Source organism: Deltaproteobacteria bacterium (assembly GCA_026388415.1).
In the GTDB taxonomy this organism is placed as follows: domain Bacteria; phylum Desulfobacterota; class Syntrophia; order Syntrophales; family JACQWR01; genus JAPLJV01.
On record JAPLJV010000037.1, the window covers coordinates 1 to 9,880 of the forward strand.

Annotated in this window: 11 protein-coding genes, 3 tRNA genes and 1 pseudogene; 5 read left to right on the top strand and 10 right to left on the bottom strand. The window is 52.2% G+C overall.

Going from position 1 to position 9,880, the window contains the following annotated elements:
- Positions 1–323: 323 nt before the first annotated feature.
- The 4 genes from NT140_07685 to NT140_07700 all read left to right on the top strand — a co-directional run bounded on the left by NT140_07685 (position 324) and on the right by NT140_07700 (position 1,614).
- A complete protein-coding gene (locus NT140_07685; protein MCX5831753.1) occupies positions 324–1,049 on the top strand; it encodes an MBL fold metallo-hydrolase in 726 nt (241 codons plus the stop codon).
- A gap of 300 nt (positions 1,050–1,349) precedes the next feature.
- Positions 1,350–1,426: transfer RNA gene (locus NT140_07690), tRNA-His, on the top strand.
- Between the two features lie 18 nt (positions 1,427–1,444).
- A tRNA-Arg gene (locus NT140_07695) sits at positions 1,445–1,521 on the top strand.
- A 17-nt stretch (positions 1,522–1,538) separates the two neighbouring features.
- Positions 1,539–1,614: transfer RNA gene (locus tag NT140_07700), tRNA-Lys, on the top strand.
- Positions 1,615–1,959: 345 nt separating this feature from the next.
- Here the strand turns inward: NT140_07700 and NT140_07705 are convergent.
- From NT140_07705 to hemL, 8 genes and pseudogenes are all read right to left on the bottom strand, one after another.
- Positions 1,960–2,373: a CTP-dependent riboflavin kinase gene (locus tag NT140_07705; GenBank protein ID MCX5831754.1), complete on the bottom strand. Its 414-nt coding sequence runs from the start codon at positions 2,371–2,373 to the stop codon at positions 1,960–1,962.
- A complete protein-coding gene (locus NT140_07710) occupies positions 2,370–2,678 on the bottom strand; it encodes a hypothetical protein (GenBank protein ID MCX5831755.1) in 309 nt (102 codons plus the stop codon). The genes NT140_07705 and NT140_07710 overlap by 4 nt, the downstream gene beginning before the upstream one ends.
- A 23-nt stretch (positions 2,679–2,701) precedes the next feature.
- Positions 2,702–3,565 (bottom strand): epoxyqueuosine reductase, encoded by an 864-nt coding sequence (locus NT140_07715; protein MCX5831756.1) that lies wholly within the window; start codon positions 3,563–3,565, stop codon positions 2,702–2,704.
- Positions 3,566–3,593: 28 nt separating this feature from the next.
- A pseudogene (atpB, locus tag NT140_07720) lies at positions 3,594–4,247 on the bottom strand (F0F1 ATP synthase subunit A).
- Between the two features lie 4 nt (positions 4,248–4,251).
- A complete protein-coding gene (locus tag NT140_07725; GenBank protein MCX5831757.1) occupies positions 4,252–4,632 on the bottom strand; it encodes an ATP synthase subunit I in 381 nt (126 codons plus the stop codon).
- The gene (locus NT140_07730; protein ID MCX5831758.1) at positions 4,610–4,888 is read right to left on the bottom strand and encodes an AtpZ/AtpI family protein; all 279 of its coding nucleotides are present in this window, start codon (positions 4,886–4,888) and stop codon (positions 4,610–4,612) included. The genes NT140_07725 and NT140_07730 overlap by 23 nt, the downstream gene beginning before the upstream one ends.
- A gap of 57 nt (positions 4,889–4,945) precedes the next feature.
- Positions 4,946–6,730, bottom strand: a complete 1,785-nt coding sequence (locus NT140_07735; GenBank protein ID MCX5831759.1) for a class I adenylate-forming enzyme family protein — start codon at positions 6,728–6,730, stop codon at positions 4,946–4,948.
- A gap of 73 nt (positions 6,731–6,803) precedes the next feature.
- Positions 6,804–8,078, bottom strand: a complete 1,275-nt coding sequence (gene hemL / locus NT140_07740; protein ID MCX5831760.1) for a glutamate-1-semialdehyde 2,1-aminomutase — start codon at positions 8,076–8,078, stop codon at positions 6,804–6,806.
- Positions 8,079–8,356: 278 nt separating this feature from the next.
- Here hemL and atpE point away from each other — a divergent pair, with 278 nt between their 5' ends.
- Positions 8,357–8,575: an ATP synthase F0 subunit C gene (atpE, locus tag NT140_07745; protein MCX5831761.1), complete on the top strand. Its 219-nt coding sequence runs from the start codon at positions 8,357–8,359 to the stop codon at positions 8,573–8,575.
- 286 nt (positions 8,576–8,861) lie between these two features.
- On the opposite strand, the gene NT140_07750 is transcribed toward atpE, so the two are convergent.
- Both NT140_07750 and NT140_07755 read right to left on the bottom strand, forming a co-directional pair.
- Entirely contained in the window at positions 8,862–9,209 is a 348-nt protein-coding gene (locus NT140_07750; protein MCX5831762.1) for a peptide chain release factor-like protein, read from the bottom strand.
- A 397-nt stretch (positions 9,210–9,606) separates the two neighbouring features.
- On the bottom strand, positions 9,607–9,880 hold a 274-nt coding region (locus tag NT140_07755; protein ID MCX5831763.1), incomplete at its 5' end, for a hypothetical protein.

Below are 9,880 nucleotides of genomic sequence, written 5' to 3' on the forward strand. Positions count from 1 at the left end.
GGTGTTCCATAGCCTGAATGCAGTTGAAGATGAACTTGTCACTTCCCTGGCGACTTTGGAAAAGGATAATCATACAGTGGCAGGGCTAACCGGTTTCGAATGGATCGTTAGTATATCTATGAATGCAAATTAGTATAAAAAGGGCTAATGCAATCTGTTAGCAAGAGGTGATGGTAAGGCAGCATCTTTCTCACTGTAATATTTCCCCCTTCTTTCTTGTTCTTATGGTAAAGTTAAATCTCGAAGGCTGACATTATTTTGATTTATACCCATTTTTCTAAATGCCTTGGAATTCATCCGGGCAACTGATTAAGGAGCAACAAATGCCTAAAGTTACAGAGTATATCACCTTCATTCCAGGGCAGGACGAATATCTTCCCGATTCCCATGCTTACGTGATTGGCCAGCAGAACTCGAAAGACCTGACGCTGGTTGATGCAGGCTTGATGGGTAAAGGCGCCTATAAATTGGGAGCGATACAGAAGGAGGGGTTGTCCCTTGCCGATATAAAAAGAGTGATCATGACCCACACCCACCTGGACCATATCGGCTGCCTGGGTGAGATCCGCCAGGCACTCCCCGGCATCGAATTATGGATCCACGAAGCGGAAGCGCTGCCGCTGGAAGAGGGTGACGAAAGGACGGTCTATGGAATGGAAGCCTTCCGCAGTATGTGTCAAGCCCAGTTCCGGTTAAAACCAGGCGACTTCAGCTTCCCGGTAAACCGCAAGCTTCAGGGCGGGGAAAAACTGAACATCGGTGGCCTGACCTGGGAAGTATTGCACATCCCTGGGCACTCGCTGGGCAGTATTGCCCTCTATAGCCACGCGGACAAAGTCCTGATCCCCGGAGATGTAGTTTACGCCGATTTCGCCATTGGTCGCTTTGACTTGCATGGCGCCAGTGGTCCAATACTCAGGGAATCGCTTGCCAGGTTGGCAGAATTGGATGTAAAAATCCTTTTGCCCGGTCACAACCGTATCGTCAAGGACGTGCAACCGGATTACATTCTGAAGACAGCCAAGGAGTGGGCGTCCTATTTGACTTGATTGACATATTGCGCTTTCGGTTTTCTTCATATTTATTATTGCAAGTGTCAGCAATGTGTGCTAAACGCTCACCGCTACGAAGTTAGGGGTGGTGCGTAGTGAAAGTCAGTTTGTTCCGAAATTGTTTACTGCCCCATATTTTTGGGGCGCCCTGAGGAACATTGGAGAGATTGTAAATCAGGAAAGTCTTGAAATCAAGGACTTTTGGTAGATAAGGGAAGCTTGGGGAATCTCACAAAGAGGATTTCTAGTCCGTCGGTCCTGAGTTTGAATCCCTGCAAGCGTACCATAAGTTGAATGGTGGGTGTAGCTCAGCTGGTTAGAGTGCCGGGTTGTGGCCCCGGAGGCCGAGGGTTCAAATCCCTTCACTCACCCCATCATGTATTGGTAAGTTGGCGTCCGTAGCTCAGATGGATAGAGTCGCAGACTTCGAATCTGTTGGTCGTAGGTTCGAATCCTACCGGGCGCACCAAATTGCTTTAAAAATATGGGCCCTTAGCTCAGCTGGTAGAGCAACTGACTCTTAATCAGTAGGTTGCCGGTTCGATCCCGGCAGGGCTCACCAATTAAAACAAGGGGTTAGCGAAAGCTGGCCCCTTAGTTTTTTCCTATTTATTGGCCACATGGTTAACCAAATATTTTTTTAACCCCCATGCCCGACGCGTGCACAACGAAGGATGAAAATGGGGTGGTTGCAATAAAAGGTGAGTCACGGTAATCTACTGATAAGGAAGTCACGAAATGTTTCTCCCAAATACTTTCGCAATTCCCCGTACAATGTCTTATTCCGAGAGACCTTGCACAACTACGGAAAACCATCAATTATGTCATACCGGCGAATGCCGGTATCCAGTCTTTTCAATACCTTCTGGACCCCGGCTTTCGCCGGGGTGACAAAAAAGGTAGAAATTCAAAGCTCTAACACTGTTACCACTACCGGTGCGCCGTCCTTGAGAGATAGCGTTTCCTTGAGGCTGACTGGGGCAATTATTTCAATGATATTTGGGCTGTGGATGTTTACGGCCTCGTCAGGCATAACGATGGCCACGGACAGGTTTTGTAGAGAGGCGGGCAGTGTTTTGGCATTGCAGAAATTGGGATCGGGAGAGACAATATCTATGGACGGTCTTTTTCGCAGATTTTCCAGCAGAGCCAGGCAGTTTTCATCCAACTGGACATTGAGCGTCCCCGGGAACGGCTGAAAATGGAGTCTTTCGGCGCACTGCTGCCGAACCCAGTCCAGTCCTGTAAAATAGGCCGCCTGACCGGCGCCGCTCACAATGATGCCACTCAGTATTACCTTTTTATCGGATTCCGTGCTCAAATGCCCTTATCTTTCTGAAAATCGTCTGCCGACGAAGGAAGCTGGCCGACTATCATGGAGCGCAATTTCCCGATGCTCTCATTATTTTCTCCCAGGAGGGGCAAAAGGGAGCGGAGCGCCCTGCCCACTGTCCCGTCGCAGGATAATTGAAATTGTTGCCGGGCTTCCGGTGGAATGCGATTATAAGCCGTGACAAGGTTGTCGCACCACTTGGCAATGACGGCCTCGCTCAGCGTCCCCTTTTCATATACGTACCCTTCCAAGGCGCCGGCAGAAGCGGCAAAATCGTAAATTTGTTTATACATTATTCTTCCTCCAGGTAATTCTATCAGAGTTTCAACGGGATATGCGATTCACAGGGTACTCCTGTTTGACACAGTCCGCAGCCGTAGGTGTCAATGCCGAAAGTTGTTTTTACGTATTCCCAGGCCGTTCCCTGGGTATGGGCACGGCATTTCTCTTTATCATGTCCTTTTTCAGTGGAGATTGCTTCTACCGGACAACGGACGATGCACTTACCACAGGTTCCCTTCGCATAATAAAGGCAGTAGGCATGGTGATCCTGGTAGGGACGAACCGTCGGCGTCAGTTTGATGCGGGCAATAACGGAGCCGCAACGTATGGCCTTCCCGGCGGCGGTGATCAGGCCATCGCAAAGTCCGAAAGTCCCCAGGCCGGAAGCAAAGGCCGCATGCCTTTCGGACCAGGTGCTGGCCAAGCCGTAACGCTCGGAAATTGCACTCTGCTTGAGAGGTGAAAGCTCCGGCGCTAAAGCCTGGCATCCCGCCGCCTGCAGAGAGGCAAGCAAATGCTTGCGGAGTTCGACATTGAATTGTTCGCCAAAGCTACGCGACCTGGTCCACCTTTCCGAGGGGAAGCGCTGCTCGAGCTGATTGTCTCTTTTCGTGGCCTCAGTCTGGGGCAATATCCAACTGATAACGGTCAGTTCTGCGGCGGAAGCCCCGGCTTCAGGAAAGGTAAGGGAGAATATTTCCTCGGGCGTCCAATAGAAAGTGCCGATGTGATTTTTGAATTCGTCATACAGAAGGTCGTCGCCGCGGGAAAAACCGACCAGCGGTTCACCCCATGCCTTTTCGCCCGCTTCATCCCAGAGAGAATTATGAGGGGAATTAAGGGTGAAATCCTTGATCAAATTGACAACCCAAGAGGCTGAAACCTCCTGTTGCTTCATAAGTCGCCACCCCTTTTAACACTCTCGATCAATGCGCCTCTTCCATCGCGCCGGCAATGTACATCATCGTCAGCAGCAGGAAAACGACCGTCTGGATGAGGGAGGTAAAGATCATGAGAAAGAAGACGGGCAGCGGCACCAGCGCCGGAACCAGGAAGAGCACGACGGCCAGGACTATGTCCTCGCCTTTGATGTTGCCGAACAACCGCATCGTCAGTGACACAGGGCGGGCCAGGTGGCCGATAAGCTCGATGACGATCATGAGCGGGCTCAGCCACCAGATCGGTCCCATAAAATGTTTGAGGTATTTTACGCCGTGTATCCGAAAGCCAACGATGTGGGTAGTGAAGAAGACGACGATCGCCATGGAGGCGGTAGTATTGATGTTGGAGGTCGGTGATTAGAAACCGGGCAACAGGCCCAGCAGATTCGATGCCAGGATGTAAAGAGCCAAAGTGGCCACAAGCGGGAAAAACCGCCGGCCTTCGTGTCCCATCGTATCGGTCAGGAAACCATCTATACCGCTGACAACTGCTTCCATGACATTTTGCAGCTTGGCGGGGTAAATGTCCAGACGGCGGGTGGCCAAAAAAGACAGGATGGCGAGCGCGGCCATGATGAACCAGGAGTAGGCAACATGCGCCGCTACCATGTGATTTTCCAGTAATAACAAAGGTTCCATTTTTTTAAACCTCCTCAAGGTAACTTTTATCAAAAAACGTCAAGATAACGGAAAATATAATACCGGCGACCACGACACCCATACCTATTACCAGACCGAATATGTCCGCCCTGGTTTTTGCCAGCACCATATACAGGACAAGGCCGGTAATGGTAAGCCTCAACAGGTACTTGCCGATCAGCATCACTTTACCCGCACTGCCCGTTCCCATCTGGGCAAAGGCGGCGCGCAGGCCCTGGCAGAGGCCATAGAAATTCAGGATGCTGATCAAACCACCCACTAGAATGCCCAGGGTAAAGTTTGCTGACGCCAACGCACCGCTGAGCAAAAGAAATATGCCAAAAACGATCCAACTGGTAAACTCAATCTTTTTTTGCAGCGGCATTTTCCCTTTCCGTTCCATCTTTCTTGTCCACGGGTTTTTCATCGCCTAAACTTTTCTTTATGAGACCGTAAATATTCTTGAATCCAGCCAGAATACCAATCAAGAGGAAAAGGAAAGTAAAGAAATGCGCTGTGCCCAGCTTGCGGTCCAGGTAGAGACCGATAAAAAAGCATCCAAAGATCGTTACACCCAGGGCAATGCCCATGCTACTGATGTTGGCTACCTGCATGAGGGATTTTCGTGTTTCCTTATCCATCGCCCCGGGGACTCCTATCATGAACGGCTGAATAATTGCAATTAAAAAGTTGGGTCGCTAAAGGGAATCAAGATATTCCCGAAAATCCTTTTTTAACTGGGGGTACAGGATGGCCCCTTTGAAACTGCAAGGGATTTTTCCGAAGCGCACATAGTCGGGACGGCTGCCCTTGGGTACGGTCCTGGTCGCGGCGGCGATGAAATCCCTGGCCAAGTCTTCCTTCCGGGCGGCCGACTTTTCGTCCAGTTCAATGGTGACGCAGCAACTGTCTTCATGTTCGCTCTCGATATTAAGCCCCACCACGGCCAGCTTGAATTGTTGCGCCGGAAGATGCAGCTCTTCGCTCAGGGCCTTGATAAGATCAGCAGCCACCTGCTCATCGGCGTAGTTGGCGCCGCCGCGGATGAGCAGGGCCGAGTCCCTTCCGAGCCAGTAGTAATCAAGCTGTCCGTCTGCGGCCATCAGATAGAAACCGATATCTCGAAGGCCGGTGTACCATTGGTTTTGGAAAACCGCGCTGGTCGCTTCCTCCTGATCCACATAACCAGACATGAGGTTGGCGCCCTGGGTGATCAGATAGCCCGGTTGCCCGGATTCGCAGGGGCGCATATAGCCATCCTGACCAAAATCAACGGCCTTGACGACCCGAACTCTGGTAAAGGGAAAATGGGGTCGGCCAATGTAGAAGCCCGGTGCTTTTTCCCCTTGGCAATGGTGATGCCAACCGGCTTGAAAAGCAGTCATTGTTTCTTCCTGGGACATGGTAACGGGGATAGCCATGACCTCCAGACATGTTTCCGTGGAACCGAAGCGCACGTGGGGCAGGCGTTTACAGAACCGGAGCGAATTATTGACTGTCGCGGCGCCTACGGGCGCGGAGCCAAGCAGGATGTCTGTCCCCGCCAGCGCCGCCGCGAGTTCTGCCTTGTCAAGGGGAAGCTGCGACTGCTCGCAGAGATTTTCCAGAAAATCAAAGTGGCGCGGCACCAGCGAGGTAATCAGCATTCCTCTTTTCTTGCGCTCCGCCTCGGCCAGAATAAGCCAGAACAGGGTGGAGTATTGCTGAACCAGATGAATGACAGTATCCTTTCGTCTCATCCCCCAATCGGCCAGGGAGGAAGAATTGGCATGGTGCAGAGGGTTCACAAGCAGTAAATCCAACGGGGAAAACGGTTCGAGACGGAAATAATCCGTGAAGGTGAGGCGATTGGCGAGGTAACTGCGGTGCGACAGCAGCACGCCTCTGGGCAGACCCGTAGTCCCGGAAGTGAATATGATCGCTTTCTCATCGGCATAGTCAAGGCAAGGAAGGTCTGAGAGCGCGGCAGGCGCAAAGTTGGCGAAAACGGAGATCGGCAGCAATATTTGACCCTGCAGGACATGCCGCATGCCCTCTATTTTTTCTGCAAATACCTCGTCGTAAAAAACTATTTTGGCCCGGGACGCGGTTATTTTGTAGATAATACGTTCTTCGTTATCCGCTTGCCAGTTGATGGTTACAGGCACGGCGCCAGCTATTATTTCTGCGAGCCGGAGGATCAGGTCGTCGGGGCTGTTTCCGGAAAAGCAGTGGGCGACACGGTCATTCTTCTCTACACCGTGAAAGATCAGGCAATTCGCGGCGCGCCGGGCAAGCTCGAGAAATTGGCCTCTCGTAACGAGCTGTGTTTCCACCCGGTCGCTGACAACTTGATAGTGGTAGAGAAAAGGACGATCAGCATCTGCAAAGGCGGCCAGATACTCGTCCGTAGGAGAAGAAAAGCCCGCCCGCGAGCGGATGTCGCTGCCATCGCTGAGGCTGTAGATACTTTCTGCATTCGGCGGGATATTGTTGTCGCACATAAAAGCTTCTTATGAAAATGTCCCTCTCCCTGTCTCCCTCCCCCTCGACGAGGGAGGGCCGGGTGGGGGTGACTTAGATTTTTTTTAATGTTTTCCGACAGGCGGCCAGAGTTTTTGCCAGGTCCTCTTCCGTGTGGGCAAACGAGACAAAGGCCGCTTCAAACTGGGATGGCGCCAGATTGATCCCGTGCGCCAGCATCCCGCGAAAATAGCGGGCAAAAAGCTTGGTGTCGCTCTGGGCGGCTGTCGCGTAGTTGTTTACCTCGCCACCGGTGAAGAAGATTGTAAACATGGAACCGATGCGATTGATCCTCACGGGGATCTGTTTCGCCGCAAAAAGATCCGCCATTCCGGCACAAGCGGAGGCCGTCAAGCGCGCCAGTTGGTCATACTCCCCCTTTTTCTCCCGCAAGATTTTCAAGGTGGCGATCCCCGCCGCCGTGGCCAGCGGGTTCCCGGAGAGGGTTCCGGCCTGATAGACTGGGCCCATGGGCGCCAACTGGCTCATGATTTCTCTTCTCCCGCCAAAAGCCCCCACGGGTAGCCCCCCGCCAATGATTTTTCCGAGACAGGTCAAGTCCGGCTCTATGCCGGCCAGATTTTGAAAACCGCCGTAGGTAAGACGAAAACCCGTGATTACCTCGTCAAAAATGAGCAGGATGCCATATTTCTTCGTCAGTTCCCTGAGCCCGGGCAGAAAACCTTCCTGCGGCAGAACCACCCCCATGTTGCCGGCGACGGGCTCCACGATAATGCAGGCGATTTGCTTGCCCTCTTTGGCCAGGATGTCCTGGAGACCGGCTAAATCGTTAAAGGCGACGGTCAGCGTCAGTTCCGCGAGCCGTCTGGGCACGCCCGGGCTGCCGGGGATGCCCAGGGTAGCCACACCGGAGCCCGCCTTGACGAGCAGCGAATCGGAATGACCGTGATAGCAGCCGTCAAATTTGATTATTCTGTCTCGGCCCGTATATCCCCGCGCCAGACGGATAGCGCTCATGACGGCTTCCGTTCCCGAACTTACCATCCGGACCATCTCGATGGCGGGGAAGGCGGCGACGATCATTTGGGCCATGATGGTTTCCGACTCTGTCGGAGCGCCGTAAGTTGTGCCGCGTCGGGCGGCGGCCTCGATCGCCTCTATAACCAAGGGATGGCAATGGCCCAGGATGGCCGGTCCCCAGGAACAAACGTAATCAATGAATTCCCGTCCTTCACTATCGTATATCCGGGCGCCCTTGGCGCTGCTGATAAAAAGCGGCGTGGCGTCCACCGACCCAAAAGCCCGGACGGGGCTGTTGACTCCGCCGGGGATCACTTTTTTCGCCTCTGCGAATAATTCTGCGTTCATAAGTCTTTCCTTGTTGGTGGCAACCCTATAACATGAATAAATATTGCTTGACAATTTTTTTCGTATGGCTAAGAATGCGCGGGTCAGTAAAAAAATAATTAAGAAGGAGGAAGCAGATGAAGAAGAAGTTTGTTTATGCCGCGTTAAGCGGAATGGCGATGGCGATTACGTCCACGCTGGCCATGGCGGCGGAAGCGGCGGCACCGGCAGCCCCGGCAGCCGCATCAGGTGATTATACGAGGGCCATTGTGATTGCCGTCAGTATCTTCAGTGCGGCTATGGTAATGGGAGCTGGTACGCTGTTCACGGCGCTGGGCATGGGGCACGGCTTGAATGGAGCGGTCAATGCGGTCGGTAGAAATCCGGAAGCACAGGGGAAAATCCTGACCACCATGATGGTGGGTCTGGCCATGATCGAATCACTGGCTATCTACGCCCTGGTTATTGCTCTGGTCGTAATCTACGCCAACCCGCTGCTGACGAAGTATATCGGCTAAAAAGTTACAGAGATTTTTGAGGAAAACGTACAACCTGGTATCATGAAAAACTGAGGAGGTGGAAACAACCAAAAAATCAAAGGTTTCCCCCTCCTTTTTTTATATGGAAGCAGATTGTTATACCGGCGTAGGCCGATGTCTAGTCTTTTGCACCCGGATTCTGGATCGGGTCCGAATGACAGGTGGCATTTTCATGCTTCGTTCTAACTTATGGGCACGGGTGTTATTCCGTTGTCCGGGCCGGCCGCGCCCGCAAAACCTTTTTCTCCCCTGTTATGTGTTTCTGCTACAGCATCTTTTCCTTGGCGCGCCGGGAGCGTCGCTGCTTCTGCCGCCTTAACTTGTCAACGCGCGCTTTTTCCGCTGCCACAATCCCCGTTTTTATTTTTTCGATGCGGTCCAAAAGGATGCGTCGCGCCCGAAAACGGTTCATCACCTGGGACCTTTCCTGCTGACATTTGACGGAAAGCCCCGTCGGCAGATGCACGAGAAATACGCAGGAAGAAGTCTTGTTGACCTTCTGCCCGCCGGGCCCCGACGACCGGATAAAGGTCTCCCGCAGATCGCTTTCCAACACCCCGAGCCGCTCCATCCGTTGCCGGAGGGCCAGCTCTTTTTCAGGAGATATGTTCAAATTTGTTCCTCATATTACAGGCACACGAATATATTATCGCTGTAGAATTAACAAGGGGGAATTAGGGCCGGGTTCAGATTTTATTTTGAGCAAAACCTGCCTGTCTTCGATAAGCGCCTTCGTGAGTTCGGCTATGGAAAAGCAAGATCTGGCCAGCCGCCTCCGGAACCCCCAGCGGGGAGCGGACAACCTTCTTCAAACACTGGCGCCTGCCCCGCAATGAGCGGGAACCAAAAAAAGACCTCCCCGGGCCGGTGTAAAATCTGAACTCCGCAATTTTAGAGGAGCAGAGCAATAACTGCTTGATATACATGGAGTATAAACGATGGATGCGCTGTATTTAAATGATATTATACACTTAGGTTATTCGCTTATATATTCAAATAGATGAGTGCTATTAATCTATAATAATCGCAAATATTGTGTGAAAACCAGGCAGGACAACCGCCCTGACGTCGGCAAGCACTTTTACTCTGTTCCTCTGGCGCTGTAGGTCCGCCTTGATCCCAGGCATCCCGGTATCAGTTTCGGCGAGGAGTTTGGAAAAGCGTGGAAAAAATAAGCGGCGCTCACCGTCATCAATGAAGATATCCCGCCCCCCGCTGCCACTGATCATAACATGCTGTAACAACCAAGGAATATCTACGCTCATTAAGGCTGGTTCAATCTTT

What these genes read in the sequence shown, in the direction of transcription:
- NT140_07735 (MCX5831759.1), bottom strand. Translation starts at nt 6,730, where the DNA reads ATGTGCGACAACAATATCCCGCCGAATGCAGAAAGTATCTACAGCCTC.
- NT140_07715 (MCX5831756.1), bottom strand. Translation starts at nt 3,565, where the DNA reads ATGAAGCAACAGGAGGTTTCAGCCTCTTGGGTTGTCAATTTGATCAAG.
- NT140_07710 (MCX5831755.1), bottom strand. Translation starts at nt 2,678, where the DNA reads ATGTATAAACAAATTTACGATTTTGCCGCTTCTGCCGGCGCCTTGGAA.
- NT140_07725 (MCX5831757.1), bottom strand. Translation starts at nt 4,632, where the DNA reads ATGCCGCTGCAAAAAAAGATTGAGTTTACCAGTTGGATCGTTTTTGGC.
- NT140_07730 (MCX5831758.1), bottom strand. Translation starts at nt 4,888, where the DNA reads ATGGATAAGGAAACACGAAAATCCCTCATGCAGGTAGCCAACATCAGT.
- NT140_07685 (MCX5831753.1), top strand. Translation starts at nt 324, where the DNA reads ATGCCTAAAGTTACAGAGTATATCACCTTCATTCCAGGGCAGGACGAA.
- atpE (MCX5831761.1), top strand. Translation starts at nt 8,357, where the DNA reads ATGGTAATGGGAGCTGGTACGCTGTTCACGGCGCTGGGCATGGGGCAC.
- hemL (MCX5831760.1), bottom strand. Translation starts at nt 8,078, where the DNA reads ATGAACGCAGAATTATTCGCAGAGGCGAAAAAAGTGATCCCCGGCGGA.